General features: G+C 58.4%; 13 protein-coding genes. 5 read left to right on the top strand and 8 right to left on the bottom strand.

Annotated elements, in window-relative coordinates; all coding sequences use genetic code 11:
• The first annotated feature begins 61 nt into the window (after nt 1-61).
• Nucleotides 62-2,149 (top strand): ComEC/Rec2 family competence protein, encoded by a 2,088-nt coding sequence (locus FQB27_RS11995; protein WP_169561273.1) that lies wholly within the window; start codon nt 62-64, stop codon nt 2,147-2,149.
• A 112-nt stretch (nt 2,150-2,261) separates the two neighbouring features.
• Here FQB27_RS11995 and lexA read toward each other — a convergent pair whose 3' ends face one another.
• The 6 genes from lexA to FQB27_RS12025 form a co-directional block, all read right to left on the bottom strand.
• Nucleotides 2,262-3,032, bottom strand: coding sequence for a transcriptional repressor LexA (lexA, locus tag FQB27_RS12000; RefSeq protein WP_169561274.1), 771 nt, complete (start codon nt 3,030-3,032; stop codon nt 2,262-2,264).
• Between the two features lie 92 nt (nt 3,033-3,124).
• Nucleotides 3,125-4,339, bottom strand: coding sequence for a molybdopterin molybdotransferase MoeA (locus FQB27_RS12005; RefSeq protein ID WP_169561275.1), 1,215 nt, complete (start codon nt 4,337-4,339; stop codon nt 3,125-3,127).
• Nucleotides 4,336-4,812 (bottom strand): cyclic pyranopterin monophosphate synthase MoaC, encoded by a 477-nt coding sequence (moaC, locus tag FQB27_RS12010; protein ID WP_169561276.1) that lies wholly within the window; start codon nt 4,810-4,812, stop codon nt 4,336-4,338. The genes FQB27_RS12005 and moaC overlap by 4 nt, the downstream gene beginning before the upstream one ends.
• A gap of 11 nt (nt 4,813-4,823) precedes the next feature.
• On the bottom strand, nt 4,824-5,615 hold the full coding sequence (gene trpC / locus FQB27_RS12015) for an indole-3-glycerol phosphate synthase TrpC (RefSeq protein ID WP_169561277.1): 792 nt from the start codon (nt 5,613-5,615) through the stop codon (nt 4,824-4,826).
• Entirely contained in the window at nt 5,612-6,649 is a 1,038-nt protein-coding gene (gene trpD, locus FQB27_RS12020) for an anthranilate phosphoribosyltransferase (RefSeq protein WP_206374613.1), read from the bottom strand. The genes trpC and trpD overlap by 4 nt, the downstream gene beginning before the upstream one ends.
• Complete coding sequence (locus tag FQB27_RS12025; RefSeq protein ID WP_169561278.1) at nt 6,649-7,242, bottom strand: anthranilate synthase component II; 594 nt, start codon at nt 7,240-7,242, stop codon at nt 6,649-6,651. The genes trpD and FQB27_RS12025 overlap by 1 nt, the downstream gene beginning before the upstream one ends.
• Before the next feature lie 388 nt (nt 7,243-7,630).
• Between FQB27_RS12025 and FQB27_RS12030 the strand changes: the two genes are divergently transcribed.
• Nucleotides 7,631-8,677: a divergent polysaccharide deacetylase family protein gene (locus tag FQB27_RS12030; protein ID WP_338090307.1), complete on the top strand. Its 1,047-nt coding sequence runs from the start codon at nt 7,631-7,633 to the stop codon at nt 8,675-8,677.
• Here FQB27_RS12030 and trpE read toward each other — a convergent pair.
• Nucleotides 8,674-10,191: an anthranilate synthase component I gene (gene trpE, locus FQB27_RS12035; RefSeq protein ID WP_169561280.1), complete on the bottom strand. Its 1,518-nt coding sequence runs from the start codon at nt 10,189-10,191 to the stop codon at nt 8,674-8,676. The two genes, FQB27_RS12030 and trpE, sit on opposite strands and share 4 nt — an antisense overlap.
• Nucleotides 10,192-10,194: 3 nt before the next feature.
• A complete protein-coding gene (locus FQB27_RS12040; RefSeq protein ID WP_338090305.1) occupies nt 10,195-12,081 on the bottom strand; it encodes a SurA N-terminal domain-containing protein in 1,887 nt (628 codons plus the stop codon).
• Between the two features lie 201 nt (nt 12,082-12,282).
• Here FQB27_RS12040 and tpiA point away from each other — a divergent pair, with 201 nt between their 5' ends.
• The 3 genes from tpiA to FQB27_RS12055 all read left to right on the top strand — a co-directional run bounded on the left by tpiA (nt 12,283) and on the right by FQB27_RS12055 (nt 15,201).
• The gene (gene tpiA / locus FQB27_RS12045; RefSeq protein WP_169561282.1) at nt 12,283-13,041 is read left to right on the top strand and encodes a triose-phosphate isomerase; all 759 of its coding nucleotides are present in this window, start codon (nt 12,283-12,285) and stop codon (nt 13,039-13,041) included.
• Nucleotides 13,042-13,163: 122 nt separating this feature from the next.
• Entirely contained in the window at nt 13,164-13,484 is a 321-nt protein-coding gene (gene secG / locus FQB27_RS12050) for a preprotein translocase subunit SecG (protein ID WP_169561283.1), read from the top strand.
• A gap of 85 nt (nt 13,485-13,569) precedes the next feature.
• Complete coding sequence (locus FQB27_RS12055; protein ID WP_169561284.1) at nt 13,570-15,201, top strand: CTP synthase; 1,632 nt, start codon at nt 13,570-13,572, stop codon at nt 15,199-15,201.
• The last annotated feature ends 21 nt before the right edge of the window (nt 15,202-15,222 follow it).

Genomic DNA, 15,222 nt, shown 5'->3' on the forward strand with positions numbered 1-15,222 from the left:
AAGAGCAAGCCTGCGATGTTTCCGCATGATGAACACGGATAGTAGCACAGTCTTTTCGCGAATGCTTGCGGCATTGCAATCGGACAGGAAGCGTTGGTTCCACTGGTTTCCGGTTTTGATGGCCTCTGGAATCGGGCTTTATTTCTCGCTTGACTGGCAACCGGAACTCTGGTGGCTGGGGCTTCCGCTGCCCCTGATCCTGCTATACGGGCTGGCCGGTCGGACCCCCTTGGTCAAGGGGGGGATTCTCGCCTTGCTGCTGGTGGTCATCGGGTTTGATGCGGCACTGATCCGGCAGGCTCTGGTCGCCGCACCGGTCCTTCAGAAACGCCTCTATACGGACATCACCGGTACCCTTCTTGAAATCAGTGCCGGAACGGGTGGGCGGCGCCTTGTCATCGCCCCCGATCGCAGCCGTGACGGTGACGCATCAAAACCGCTGCCTGAAAAGGTCAGGGTGACGGCCCGGCAGGATATCAGCCATCTTGTCCCCGGTCAGACCATCCGGGCAACGGCTGTTTTGTTGCCGCCGCCCTTGCCTACCTATCCCGGGGCCTATGATTTTCAGCGCGATTTCTATTTCAAGGGGATTGGGGCGGTTGGCTACCTGACCCGCGTGCCGGAGGTGCTGGCGGATGCGGGGCAGGGCGATCAGAACCATTTTGGGCTGAGCCGCCTTTCGGCGGCGGCGCGAGACCGGATCAATGATTATGTGATCCGCAATGCCGCGCCGGAGACCGCCGGCTTTGCCATGGCCATCATGACCGGGGACAAGGGGGGCCTGTCGAAAGACGACCTTGAGGCCATGCGCCGGTCGGGTCTTGCCCATCTTTTGGCCATTTCAGGACTGCATATGGGCATGGTCGGGGGGCTGATCTTCTTTTCCCTGCGCCTGCTGGGGAGCCTTTGGCCTCGGCTGGCCCTGAATTTCCCGATCAAGAAAGCGGCTGCCCTATGTGCCCTTGTGGGCATGGCGGGCTATCTTTTTATCAGTGGGATGTCCGTGTCTGCCGTGCGGGCGTTTATCATGGTGGGCCTGATGTTTCTGGCGATCTGTTTTGACAGGACGGCGCTGTCCCTTCGAAACCTGACCATGGCGGCGATCCTGATTTTGGCGATCCGGCCGGAAAGCCTGCTGGGGGCCAGTTTCCAGATGTCCTTTTCAGCCGTATTCGCGCTGATTGTGCTTTATGAACGGTTCGGTCACGGGATCCGCGTCCGGGCTGGGATTGGCTCTCCGCTCAGGGGGGCGGCTCTCTATCTGGTGGGGGTGTTGTTCACGTCGCTTGTTGCCAGCGGCGCAACGGCCCTGTTTGCCCTGTATAATTTTGGGCAGGTTTCCGGCGCCGGTGTGCTGTCCAATCTGGTGGCGGTGCCGCTGATGGGGCTGTGGATCATGCCGTGGACCCTGTTATCCCTGTTGGCGCTTCCCTTTGGCGACATCCCGTTCTTTCTGGAAATGGCGGGCCTTGGCATTCACGCCGTCCTTGAAACCGCCCATTTCGCAAGCGGTGTGCCGGGGGCAGTGCTGTCGCTTCCCCTGTTTCCTACGGGAACGCTTGTCACTTTGGTTCTGGGCATCCTCTGGTTTGTATTGTGGCGGGGCACTGTGCGGTGGATGGCCCTTTGTGCCGTTCCCTTGGCGGCCTTGTTCCTGCTGGCGGAGAAGCCGGATATCCTGTTTGCAGAATCCGGAAACCTGTATCTGGTTCGGGACCGGGACGGGGGTTTTTTCGTTCCCACCTTGCGGGCCGACCGGTTCGAGCGGGAACGCTGGCAAATCTATTACGGACAGGACCGTTTCACAAAAATCGGGACGGCGGCAACTGATGGGCCTTTTTCCTGTGACCGGGATGGATGTGTCTTTACCGGATTTGAGCGGACCATCGCCTTTCCCGATACCTGGATGGGGATTGAACAGGATTGTGATCGGGCCCATCTGGTCCTGAGTCGGCAGCCCGTGACCGGCAGGTGCCGCAGTCCGGCGCTTGTGATTGACCGGTTTGACCTGTGGCGGGGGGGAACCCATGCCGTTTATCTTCAACAAGACGGGCGCATCCGGGTGGAAAGCGTCAATTCAGTCCGCGGCAACAGACCCTGGGTGCCGGAGCGCTTTCTGGACCGCGCAAAAGGCCAACCATCAGGTTAAAAAAAAGCCCCCACCAATATGGCAGGGGCATATTCTTCATGATACTGGATATCCGGTCGCCCCATATGGAACCGATGCCCTCAGAAGCCGGGAGAGGGGGCCTGTACCGGGATCAGTATTTCCGGAACAAGCCGACCAGTTGCCCCTGAACCTTGATGCGGTCCGGCCCAAAAATGCGGGTTTCATAATCGGGATTTGCGGCTTCAAGTGCGATGGTGCTGCCCTTGCGGCGTAACCGTTTCAGGGTCACTTCCTGATCATCGATCAGGGCCACAACGATGGAGCCGTTTTCGGCAGTTTTGCCTTCGCGGATAATGACCGTATCGCCGTCGTGAATACCTGCATCAATCATGGAATCCCCGGCAACCTCAAGGCAATAATGGTCCCCGGATGCCAGCATGGTCGGCGGAACATCCACAAAACTGGTGGGATCGCGCAGCGCCTCAATGGCCGTACCGGCGGCAATGCGCCCATAAAGCGGCAGGGTAATGCTGGTTTCCGCAGGAGAGGAAGGGGGGCGCGCAGACGCCGCACCGTCCCCGGTTTCCCCATGAGACGGGCCATGAGCATGGGCGTGGGGATTATTGGAGAAATCCGCCTGAACCACGTTAAATTCACCCCCGTCGGCGGCAGGATGGTGACGCTTGGTAATTCCGGTAGGCAGAACCGCATCCGGCAGTTTCAGGATTTCCAGCGCTCGTGCCCGGTGGGGCAGGCGGCGGATAAAACCCCGTTCTGTCAGGCCGGTGATAAGCCGGTGAATTCCCGACTTGGATTTCAGGTCCAGCGCCTCTTTCATTTCATCAAAGGACGGGCACACACCCTTCTTTTCCAGATAGGTGTGAATATACATGAGAAGTTCATGTTGCTTCTTGGTTAGCATCGACCCCGCCTCGAGAACAAAACAAAAACATTATGTATGTTCTACAAAAGTTCTCCTTTAGGGTCAACCCGGAATCTGCATAAAAACCGCCCCTAGCAGGGCGGAAAATCCGTATCCAGCAGGATAACCTCCACAGCTGCCCCTTCGGACAGGGCCGGTGCAAAGGGCGGCCGTTTCAACAGGCAATCCGCCCCCGACAGGGCCGACAGAAGGGAGCTGTCCTGATTGGGGACTGTCTCGATCACGGGGATGCCGGTCTTCTGGCCGGTGATGCGGGCGCGCAGGTAATCCTCGCGCCGGTCATTTTCATTCAGCGGGTTGCCAAGAATGGCCGGGGTTGTTTTCGGCAGGCGGGGCGGTTGCCCCAGCATGGCCAGCATGGCGGGAAGCAGGAACAGATAGCTGCACATCATGCTGGAGACCGGATTTCCCGGCATCCCCAGCATGGGAATACCGTTTAGGTCCCCAAACATCAGGGGCTTTCCGGGGCGCATGGCAATCCGCCAGAAGTCGATTTGCAGGCCTTCCTTGCCAAGGATGGACTGGACCAGATCATGATCCCCGACGGAGGCCCCGCCAAGTGTAACCAGCATATCGGCGGAGCGGGCCCCGGCTGCCATCTGGCGCAAGGATTGTTCATTATCCTTGGCAATGCCCAGATCAATCGCAATTCCGCCTGCCTGTTCGATCATGGCCGCCACCAGCAGAGTGTTCGAGGAAATGATCTGGTTCGGGCCGACCGGCTCGCCAGGGCGGACCAATTCGTCGCCTGTGGCCAGCAGGGCAATGCGGGGCTTGCGATAGACGGACACCCACGGCACATTCATGGCCGCCAGAAGACCGATATCCCGGGGCGTGAGTTTCCGGCCGGCCGCCAGTCCGGTTTGCCCCTCGGTAAAGTCGAGACCTTTTTTGCGGACATACCGCCCCGACGCTACACCTTCCAGCACGGTAACCCGGTCCCCCTCGCGGGTGGTGTCTTCCTGAATGACGATGGCGTCGGCCCCTTCGGGCAGCGGACCGCCGGTAAAAATCCGCACGGCCTGTCCGGCGCCCAAGGGGCTGTCGTAACTGCCCCCGGCAGGTGCTTCGCCCACCACATTCAGGGTGACGGGAACCGTTTGAACATCCGCCGCCCGCACCGCATAGCCGTCCATGGCCGATAAATCTGCCGGGGGCTGGGTTCGTCTCGGGGTGATGTTCTCACTCAGGTAACGCCCGCAAGCCTCTGATATACTGACAGTTTCAGAGGTGAGGGGAGAGAGGGCGGACAGGATATTTTTGCGGGCTTCTTCAACGGAAATCATGATGCCTGATAGGTTCCTGACTTGCCACCGGTCTTTTCAAGAAGACGGGTTCCGGTGATTTGCATGCCCTTGTCCACGGCCTTGCACATGTCATAAATGGTCAGGCCCGCCACTGACGCGGCGGTCAGGGCTTCCATCTCGACACCGGTTTTGCCGCGCAACTTGCAGGTGGCGAAAATGTCGATGGCGCTGGCCTCCCGATCCACGGAAAATTCTACCGTGACATTGGTCAGGGCCAGCGGGTGACACAAGGGGATCAGGTCCGGCGTTTTCTTGGCGGCCATGATCCCGGCCAAGCGGGCAACCCCCAGAACATCGCCTTTTTTGGCTTGTCCCTGTTCGATCAGCGTCAGGGTTTCCGGCTTCATCAGGACACGGGCCGTGGCAGTGGCACTGCGTTCGGTAACGTCCTTGGCGCCCACATCCACCATATGGGCCGCGCCCTTGTCATCAAAATGCGTGAAACCGGTCATGCCGCCTCCTGTCAGTTGCGCTTGAGAAGGGCGCGAACCGCCTCGGCCACATCGTCCTGCCGCATCAGGCTTTCACCCACAAGGAAACAGCCACAACCGGCCTTTTCCATCCGTTGCAGGTCTTCTGGTGTGTACAGGCCGCTTTCACTGACGGGCAGGCAATCCGCTGGCAGCCCTTTCGACAGGGCCTCGGTGGTGGCGATATCCACCTCAAGGGTCTTCAGGTTGCGGTTGTTGATCCCGATCAGCGGACTTTTAAGGACAGAGGTACGCTCCAGTTCCTCGGCGTCGTGAACCTCGATCAGGACATCCATGCCATACTGGTGGGCCGCCTGTTCCAGCTCAATGGCCTGTTCATCGGACAGGGCCGCCATGATCAGCAGGATGCAGTCCGCCCCAAGGGCGCGGGCCTCGACCACCTGATAGGGGTCCAGCATGAAATCCTTGCGAAGGGTGGGCAGGGAAACGGCGCTCCGGGCCGCGACCAGATATTCGTCCGCACCCTGAAAATACGGAATATCGGTCAGGACGGACATACAGGTTGCCCCGCCATCCTCATAGGCTTTTGCCAGTTTCGCCGGATCGAAATCAGCGCGGATCAATCCCTTGGACGGAGAGGCCTTCTTGACCTCGGCGATCAGGCCATAGCGGCCTTCGGCGCGGGCCTGACGAAGGGCAGCGATAAATCCGCGCGGTGCCGTGGCCTCTTTCGCGAGGGTGTCCAGATCTTCAAAGCTGCGCTCTGTCTTGCATTTTTCGATATGAACGCGCTTGTCGTCGCAGATTTTGGCAAGAATACTCATTGGTTCGGGATACTCATATTTGTAATACGTTTCAACTCTTCCATGGCGTGCCGCGCGCGGCCGCTGTCAATGGAGTCTGCGGCAAGGCGGATGCCTTCCTCAACCGTGTCGCACTTTCCGCCGATCAGGATGGCCGCCCCCGCATTCAGCAGGGTGACATCGCGATAGGGGCCGGTCTTGCCATCCAGAAGGGCTTCAAGATGACGGGCGTTTTCCTCTGGTGTGCCGCCTTTCAGCGCCGCCAGCGGAACCCGCTCAAGCCCGAACTGTTCCGGCGTGATTTCGAATTCCGTGATGGTTCCGTGTTTCATCTCCACCACATAGGAGGGGCCGGTGGTGGTCAGTTCGTCGAGCCCGTCCGATCCATGCATGATCCACACATGTTCCGACCCCAGTTCTTTCAGGGTTTCCGCCATGGGGCGCATCCAGCGGCGGTCATAAACCCCGGTCAGTTGCCGTTTGACGGCGGCGGGGTTGGACATGACGCCCAGCAGGTTGAAGATGGTTCGGATCCCCAGCTCCACCCGGGTCGGTCCCACATGGCGCATGGCCCCGTGATGACGATAGGCGACCATGAAGCCGATCCCGGCCTCATGAACGGCTTTTTCCGTCAGGGACAGGTCGCATTCCGTATTGATGCCGAGGACCGCCTGAACGTCTGCCGTACCGGATCGGGAAGAGGCGGCCTTGTTGCCATGTTTGGCGACAGGAACGCCAGCCCCGGCCACAACGAAAGCCGCAGCGGTCGAGATGTTAAGGGTGCCGTGACCATCGCCGCCGGTTCCCACCACGTCGATGGCGCCTTCCGGGGCGGTGATATATTTCGCCTTTTCCCGGAGTACCGACACCCCACCGATCAGTTCATCGACGGTTTCACCGCGAAGGTGCAATCCCATCAGGAACGCCCCCATCTGGGACGGGGTCGCATCGCCGGAAAGAATGATATTAAAGGCCCGTTTCGCCTGATCGATATCAAGGGTTTCCCCGGCTGCGATTTTTGCAATCAGGGCCTTGAAGTCCAGCATTCCGCCCATTATGCCGCCGCCTTGTCGGTTGTTCCTGTCATATCGAGGAAGTTTTTCAGCAGCGCATGACCATGTTCAGAGGCAATGCTTTCCGGGTGGAACTGAACCCCCTGTATAGGCAGGGTCTTGTGCTGCAGGCCCATGATGATGCCATCCTCGGTTTCCGCAGTGATTTCAAGACAATCGGGCAGGGAGGACCGCTCCACGATCAGGGAATGATACCGGGTGGCCGTAAAACCTTGTGGCAGGCCCTTGAAGACGCCCTGACCCGTATGCTGGATGGGCGAGGTCTTGCCATGCATCATTTCGGGGGCGCGAATGACCTTGCCCCCAAATGACTGACCGATGGTCTGGTGACCGAGACACACACCGAGAAGGGGAAGGTTGGTCGTGGCGGCCTTCTTTACCATGGCGAGGCAAATCCCCGCCTTGTCGGGATCGCACGGCCCCGGAGACAGGACAATGCCCTCCGGCTTTTCGGCCAGCACCTGATCCGGCGTGATAACGTTATTGCGGTAAACTTTTACCTTGGCCCCAAGCTCGCCCAAAAAATGGACAAGATTGTATGTAAAGCTGTCATAATTGTCGATTAACGTTATCATTTTCAATGTCTTGTCAGGTTATGTTTATAAATCACATTAAATTCAGGCGGGAAATCTTCCTGAACCCTCGGGTTAACGCTAGTTTCTATTGTTTTTCGCAGGCGTCAAGTCCACATTTTGTGAATTTCCGCACGTCTGCCAAAATATCCCAACCTCCCCGAACCGGCGACATGCTCCGTAAAAATCTGTATTCTGGTGGAAACATACGGCACCATGTCGTAGAACCGGGTCAGTACCCTTTTGCAAGCATACAATGAAGCGCGGACCCATGACACGGAAATCCACCGGCAAAAACAGGCAGGCCGGAAAAAAAAGATCAGGGAAGAAGGCTGAAAACGCCTCTGCCCACTGGACAGAAAATCTGCTGGCGTCCCCGGTTCGTTTGACAGTGTTTTGCGGCGCGGTTCTGGTGGTCAGTCTTGCCGGCGGCATGCTGATCGGCGGCGTGGTCAAGAATAATGGTAGCGCTGACGGGAAGGTGGCAGACGGTACCCCGCTGGCGGCCGCTGTTCCGCCGACCACTCCTGCCCAGCCAGAAAAGGGGTATCAGCCTTACCGCCCGGCGGACAGGGAACTCTATTCCCCCGAGCCGGAAAAACCCGCGCCTGAACCGGATTTGGCCTCTACCCAGAAGGGGCAAGAGAAGGTGGCGAGCCTGCCGCCTGCGGTAAAAACACCGCCCGCCACTGGTTTGGAAGGCGGGCTTCCCACATGGCGGCGCTATGCTGCTGCGGCTGTTCCGGCGAACGGTCAGCCGCGCATTGCCATCGTGATTGATGATGTGGGCCTGAACCGGCAACGGGTGCGCGATCTGGCGGCCTTGCCTGAGGTGGTGACAATGGCGTTCCTGCCTTACGCCAACCATCTGGAGGATAGCGTGGCCCTGATCCGGTCCGAAGGGCATGAGGCCATGCTGCACCTGCCCATGGAACCGTCAAACGCGTCGGTTGATCCGGGACCGGATGCCCTGCTGGATCGCTTGAGCCCCGCCGAAATCCGGGAGCGTACAGTGCGCAATCTGGACCGGTTTGGCAGTTATGTCGGGGTCAACAACCATATGGGCAGCAAATTCACCGCTAACGAAGACAATATGCGCGTGGTCATGGATATTCTGGCCGAGCGGGGCATGCTGTTCCTTGACAGCAGGACGACCCCCAATTCGGCCGGGGCACGGTTGGCGGCGGCCCGCGGGATGCCAACCGGCGTTCGCGATGTCTTCATTGATAACGTGATCGAGGTTCCGGCTATCCTCAGCCAGTTGGAGGAGGCGGAGCGCCTTGCCCGCCGGAACGGGCTGTCCATTGCCATTGGTCATCCGCACAAGGCAACGATTGAGGCGTTGAGAGAGTGGCTGCCCAAGGCCGCTGCGAACGGGTTTGTTCTGGTCCCGATCAGTGCGGCCCTGGCGCCGGAAGGAAAGGGCGCGCGCGGCTAACGGTTGCCGCCGCGCTCCGATGCGAAGCGAACTGCTTCCTGTGCGGCCCGGACAAGGGCCTTCGCCTTGTTGACGGTTTCCTGATATTCTGATTCCGGGTCGCTGTCGGCGACAACACCGCCCCCGGCCTGAATATAGACCTTGCCGTCCTTCACCACAGCGGTCCGAAGGGCAATACAGGTATCCATGGAACCGTTGGCCGAGAAATACCCGACCGCACCGGCATAGATGCCGCGCTTGGACTTTTCCAGCTCATCAATGATTTCCATGGCCCGGACCTTTGGTGCGCCGGAGACGGTCCCCGCCGGGAAACCGGCCTTCAGGGCATCGATGGCTGTCAGGCCGTCCTCGATCTGGCCTTCCACGTTGGACACGATATGCATGACGTGGGAATAGTTCTCGATGGTCATTTTCTCGGTCACGGTGACGGAACCAATCCGGGCAACGCGGCCCACATCGTTCCGCCCGAGGTCCAGCAGCATCAGATGCTCTGCCAGTTCCTTGGGATCGCTTAAAAGGTCCTCGGCCAAAGCCTTGTCCTCGGCCGGGGTTGCGCCGCGCGGGCGGGTGCCGGCGATGGGCCGGATGGTGACTTTCTCGTCGCGCAGCCGAACCAGAATTTCCGGGCTGGACCCGACCACAGAAAAATCCCCGAAATTCAGGTAATACATGAACGGGGAGGGGTTGGTCCGCCGCAAGGCCCGGTACAGGGACAGGGACGGCAACTCGAACGGCATCTCGAACCGCTGGCTGGGAACCACCTGGAAGATGTCACCGGCGCGGATATATTCCTTGGCCTTCTCCACCATGGCGAAATATTCATCCTTGGTGGTGTTGGAGACCGGCTCCGGCAGATCGCCAAGCGAGGCATCCGCAGATGTGCCATGCGGCAAACTGCGCGTGAAATCGTTGACCGCATCGGACAGGCGTTCCGCCGCGTGGTTATAGGCCGTCTGGGCAGAGCGACCGTCGCCATACCAGACCGGCGTCACGATGGTGACCAGATCCAGAATGCTGTCAAAAATGGCCATCACGGTCGGGCGGATGAACATGCCGTCCGGCAGGTCCAGATCCTTCGGGTTGCTGTCCGGGATATGCTCCATCAGGCGAACCGTATCATAGGACATATACCCGACCAGTCCTGCGGCCATGGGCGGCAGGTGCGGGGGCAGGTCGATATGGCTTTCGTCAATCAGGTCCTGAAGGCTGTCCAGAACCGGCTTGTCGCAGGCGATAAAGGCTTCCGGGTCGAACCGGGCTGTCCGGTTGATCCGGGCCTGTTTGCCATCACACCGCCAGATCAGGTCCGGCTTCATTCCAATGATGGAATAGCGCCCCCGAACGGCTCCCCCTTCGACAGATTCCAGAAGAAACGAATTGGCCTTTCCTTCCGCCAGTTTCATCATGGCGGAAACAGGCGTTTCCAGATCTGCCACCAGTGTCGTCCAGAGAATTTGAGACTTTCCTTGATCGTATGCGTCGCGGAAGTCGGAAAACGCCGGCAGAATGGTCATGGCTTAAAGATATTCCTGAATAAGGTTGGTTTTTACGGAAACCCCGATTTCTTTTTCAAGATAGGTTTCATACTGGGACAGCAGGTCCTGCTGCAGGGATTGCCCGATCTGCTGGCTCATGGTGTCGGCAAGAACGGCATCCTTGTCCGCATCGGCGGCAATGACGCTGTCAACACCATAGACAATATAGCCGGTCCCCGTTGTGTTTTCACCAACAGCGAATTCACCGTCTTTCAGGGTGAACAGGGTTTCCTGAACGTCCGGTGTCAGGCCGCCAGCCGGACCGCTGCGACGGATTGCATCGCTGGTGCGCAGGCTTGAAACCTGATCAGAAGACAGGGTGGCCAGCAGGGTGCCCTGCTTGGCTTTTTCCAGAATGCCATCGGCAATGGTCTTGGCCTGCTTGTGGCGCCAGTCAGCTTGCCACGCAGCGGTTGCCTGTTCGCGAACCGCATCCAGTTCCTTCAGTTCCGCGTCCCGAACCTCGGTCACGGCAACGGCGTAATAGGTGCCGTTCTGGGCTTCGGTCAGGTGGGTTTCGTCGCCAACGGATTTGGCAAACAACTCACCCAGGAACTGGGCCGGGGCGGGAAGACCATCGGTGGCCTTGCCATCAATGCCCTTGCCGGTGCGGTCGATCCAGTCTGTGGTGACAGCGGTGGCACCAACTGCCTCGGCCGCTTCCTCAACGGAGGCACCGCCAGCGAAGACGTCCATCAGCGCCGTGGAACGCTCATAGGCCAGATCAGCACCGAGGCGAAGGGCGATATCCTGCTTCAACTGGTCCTTTACATCGTCCAGAGACTGTGTCGCGGCGGGTTCAATGTTGGTTACCTTGACAAGGTGCCAGCCAAGAACCGTCTTGATCGGTGCGGAAACCTCGTTGGCTGTCAGGGCAAAAACAGGGGCCTGCAATTCGTCCAGCAGGTCCGTTTTGGTAACCTTGCCAAGATCGATGTCGCTGGCGGACAGTTGCAGGTCTTCCTGAGCCACAACATCAAAGGCGGCGCCCTCGGTGATGCGGGCCTGTGCTGCCTTGGCGGCGTCTTCGGTTTCGAAGATCATCTGCTGGATGGCGCGGTGTTCCGGGGTCTGGAATTCACTGGTCCGTCCATCATATTCCGCCTGCAATTCCTCGTCGGTTACCTCAACCTGACCGATAAAGTCGGCTGCGGACACAGACAGGTATACGGCTTTGCGGTATTCCGGGGCCGTGAACGGGCCGGGGTTTTCCGTAACATAGGCAGCAAGTTGCTCGTCTGTCGGGGCGGGGACATCATGGATGGTTGCATCCAGAACTTCCACATAGGCGGCGCGGCGCTGTTCCGCCTGATAACCGAAAATGGTGTCGGTCAGCACGGCCGGGGCGGTGCCACCCGGAACTGTCAGGCTTTGCACCAGTTGCTGGCCTTTCAGTTCGTTGCGCAGGATTTCCACATATTCATTTTCGCTGTAACCGTTCTGGCGCAGGACCTGCTGGAACATGAAGCGGTCGAACTGCCCCAGTTCATTGCGGAAGGTCGGACCATTGCGGATGTCATCCAGAACCGCCCCATCGCCAAGTCCAAGGTTCAGCTGATTGGCGCGAACCTCGACCAGAAGGCGGGACTGAAGGGTCTGGATTGTCATTTGCGGCAGGCCGAACTGGCGGGCCTGATCTGCGGAAAGCTGGGTCTGCAAACGCTGTGACCACAGGTTCACATTGCGTTGGTATTCCCGTTGAAATTCGCCGATGGTAACAGTTTTGTCGCCCACCTCGATCACATCGCTGCCGACCGAGCTGCCAAGCATGTCACTTCCAATTCCCCACACCGCAAAACTTGCGACCAACAGAATTAAAAGTCCTTTTGCGAGCCATCCGCTGGCTCCCTTACGCATTGCGTGAAGCATAGTATACCATCAGTTAATTTGTCGTTTTTAAACCTCGTCGCCATGGAAAAGCCCCCCCACAGCGGTGCGACATGATAGGAGGAGGGGACCGGCGGGGGCAACATGGAATTTGAGATACCCCTATCTTTCTTTGGCAAAAGATGGCATATGGGCGGAAATTCACGTCTCACACGATCAAACTAGTCCAACCCGAGGTGAACAATGAGCAAATCCGTAACTCCCCTGATCGCCGGCAACTGGAAAATGAACGGGCTGGCCCGTGAATCAGCCGCCGAACTGACGGCCCTTGTTGAACGGATGAAAGCCGTTGCACCTGCCGCCTGTGACGTCCTGATTTGCCCGCCGGCCACACTGGTTCGGGAAATGGCCACCCTGGCCGAAGGGTCCGGCGTTGCCATTGGCGGACAGGATTGCCATGCCAATGAAAGCGGAGCGCATACCGGTGATATTTCTGCGGAAATGCTGAAGGATGCCGGGGCAACCTATTGCCTGGTCGGGCATTCCGAACGGCGCACGGATCACGGCGAAAGCAATGACACCGTCAAGGCAAAGGCCGAGGCCGCGCTTCGCGCCGGTCTGATCGCGGTTGTTTGCGTCGGCGAAACCTTGGATGAGCGGGAGCAGGGCCGGACCCTTGATGTCATCGCAGAGCAGGTCACGCACTCCCTTCCGTCCGGGGCCACAGCCGCCAATACGGTTGTTGCCTATGAACCTGTCTGGGCCATTGGAACCGGCAAGACGCCAACCCCGGCCGATGTGGCTGAGGTTCACGCTCATATCCGCAGCACCCTTGCGGGCAAGGCCGACGCCTCCGACGCCATGCGTATTCTTTACGGTGGGTCCGTCAAGGGCAGCAATGCAGCGGAATTGATGGCCCTTGAAAATGTCAATGGCGGCCTTGTTGGCGGTGCCAGCCTGAAGGCTGCGGATTTCTGGCCAATCGTTGAAACAGGCCTCTAATCCGGTTGGTGAAAAACCGGATTTAGGTCTGGCAATCCATGAGGATGTAGTGTAGAACGCCCCTCAACTCTGCTGATAAATTCGAGCGGCAATGCCGTTCTATGTTCGGGATAATTAGGATCATGGAAACAATACTGCTGGTCATTCATGTGTTGATCGCGATCTTTCTGATCGGTGTGGTTCTGCTGCAGCGGTCCGAAGGCGGTGCCCTTGGCATCGGTGGTGGCGGTGGTGGCGGTGTCATGACCGGCCGGGGCGCAGCAAACCTGCTGACCCGGACAACGGCCATTCTGGCGGCTGCTTTCATGGTGACAAGCATCATTCTTGCAATCCTGAGTGGAAGCCATTCCGCCCCGACTTCAATCCTGGATACGCCCGCGACGGAAACGGCGCCTGCGGCTCCCGCTGCACCAGCAGAACCTTCGGCTCCTCTCTCCAACTAAGAGGCAGCAAAAAAAATCGTGAGGCGGCAGAATTGCCGCCTCTTTTACTTCACGTCAAAATAAAGTTTGGTTATAGTGTAATTCCATGGCTCGGTTTATTTTCATTACCGGTGGTGTGGTTTCCTCTCTAGGCAAAGGTCTTGCCGGGGCAGCGCTTGCGTCCCTGCTGCAGGCCCGTGGCTATAAAGTCCGCATGAGGAAGCTGGACCCATATATCAATGTCGATCCCGGCACTATGAATCCCTACGAACACGGGGAATGTTACGTTACCGATGACGGGGCAGAAACGGACCTCGACCTCGGTCACTATGAGCGTTTTACCGGCGTGGCGTCCAAACAGACAGACAACGTTACCACAGGCCGAATCTACCAGACGGTGATCCGCAAGGAACGCCGCGGGGATTACCTGGGTGCGACGGTTCAGGTCATTCCGCATATCACCAACGCGATCAAGGAATTTGCCACCTCCGATATTGAGGATGAGGATTTCGTCCTTGTCGAGATCGGCGGCACCGTTGGCGATATTGAAAGCCTGCCGTTCATGGAAGCCATCCGCCAGCTTGGCTACGAGCTTCGCAATGACGCCATTTTCATTCACCTGACCCTGATTCCGTATATCGCGGCGGCAGGGGAACTGAAAACAAAGCCGACACAGCATTCCGTGAAGGAACTGCGCTCTATCGGTATTCAGCCGGATATCCTTCTGTGCCGGAGCGAGCAACCGATCCCCGATGGTCAGCGCGCCAAGATCGGTCAGTTCTGTAACGTCCCGACCGAGGCGGTCATTCCCGCCCTTGACGTTCGCACCATTTACGAGGTGCCGCTCAGCTATCACAAGGAAGGGTTCGACGTTCAGGTCCTGAAGGCATTCGGGATCACCGATGCGCCGGAACCGGACCTGTCGACCTGGGAAGATATCGTTGATCGTGTCCTTCACCCGGAAGGCGAGGTCAATATTGCCGTTGTCGGTAAATATATCGAATTGCAGGATGCCTACAAATCCCTGACCGAGTCCCTTTATCATGGCGGCATCGCCCACAAGGTGAAGGTCAATATCGATTGGATGGAATCCGAGGTTTTCGAAAAAGAAGACACGGATATCGCCAGCCGGATGCAGGGCATTCACGCCATTCTGGTGCCCGGTGGTTTTGGCGAACGCGGCGCGGAAGGCAAGATCAAGGCCGTCCAGTATGCCCGTGAGCACAAAATTCCCTTCTTCGGAATTTGTTACGGCATGCAAATGGCCGTGATTGAAGGCTGCCGTCATCTGGCGGGCCTGCCCAACGCGGGGACATCCGAATTTGGCAGTTCCGATCCCAATGTTGTCGGCCTGATGACCGAATGGACACGGGGCAATGAAACCGAGACACGCAGCGCCGAGGGTGATCTTGGCGGAACCATGCGTCTTGGTTCTTATCCGTGTGACCTTCTGGAAGGCACGAAGGCGTATGAAATCTATGGTGCCAAACAGGTACAGGAACGCCATCGCCACCGTTACGAGGTCAATATCGCCTATCGGGATATTCTCGAAAATGTGGGCTATAAGTTCTCCGGTCTGTCTCCGCAGGGTGATCTGCCGGAAATTGTCGAGATTCCTGAGCATCCGTGGTTCATCGGCGTACAGTTCCATCCGGAACTGAAATCCAAGCCGTTTGACCCACACCCGCTGTTCAAGAGTTTTGTAAAAGCAGCCCTCGACAAGTCCCGGCTGGTCTAGGGGCGTGATGATAAGGATTTG

Origin of the sequence: Sneathiella chinensis, assembly GCF_012720115.1 — a bacterium.
GTDB lineage: Bacteria > Pseudomonadota > Alphaproteobacteria > Sneathiellales > Sneathiellaceae > Sneathiella > Sneathiella chinensis.

Bases quoted from the DNA above. Each gene is read 5' to 3' on its own strand.
- FQB27_RS12040 (WP_338090305.1), bottom strand. From the start codon at position 12,081: ATGCTTCACGCAATGCGTAAGGGAGCCAGCGGATGGCTCGCAAAAGGA.
- FQB27_RS12005 (WP_169561275.1), bottom strand. From the start codon at position 4,339: ATGATTTCCGTTGAAGAAGCCCGCAAAAATATCCTGTCCGCCCTCTCT.
- trpC (WP_169561277.1), bottom strand. From the start codon at position 5,615: ATGAGTATTCTTGCCAAAATCTGCGACGACAAGCGCGTTCATATCGAA.
- tpiA (WP_169561282.1), top strand. From the start codon at position 12,283: ATGAGCAAATCCGTAACTCCCCTGATCGCCGGCAACTGGAAAATGAAC.
- lexA (WP_169561274.1), bottom strand. From the start codon at position 3,032: ATGCTAACCAAGAAGCAACATGAACTTCTCATGTATATTCACACCTAT.
- secG (WP_169561283.1), top strand. From the start codon at position 13,164: ATGGAAACAATACTGCTGGTCATTCATGTGTTGATCGCGATCTTTCTG.
- trpE (WP_169561280.1), bottom strand. From the start codon at position 10,191: ATGACCATTCTGCCGGCGTTTTCCGACTTCCGCGACGCATACGATCAA.
- trpD (WP_206374613.1), bottom strand. From the start codon at position 6,649: ATGGGCGGAATGCTGGACTTCAAGGCCCTGATTGCAAAAATCGCAGCC.
- moaC (WP_169561276.1), bottom strand. From the start codon at position 4,812: ATGACCGGTTTCACGCATTTTGATGACAAGGGCGCGGCCCATATGGTG.
- FQB27_RS12055 (WP_169561284.1), top strand. From the start codon at position 13,570: ATGGCTCGGTTTATTTTCATTACCGGTGGTGTGGTTTCCTCTCTAGGC.
- FQB27_RS12025 (WP_169561278.1), bottom strand. From the start codon at position 7,242: ATGATAACGTTAATCGACAATTATGACAGCTTTACATACAATCTTGTC.
- FQB27_RS11995 (WP_169561273.1), top strand. From the start codon at position 62: ATGCTTGCGGCATTGCAATCGGACAGGAAGCGTTGGTTCCACTGGTTT.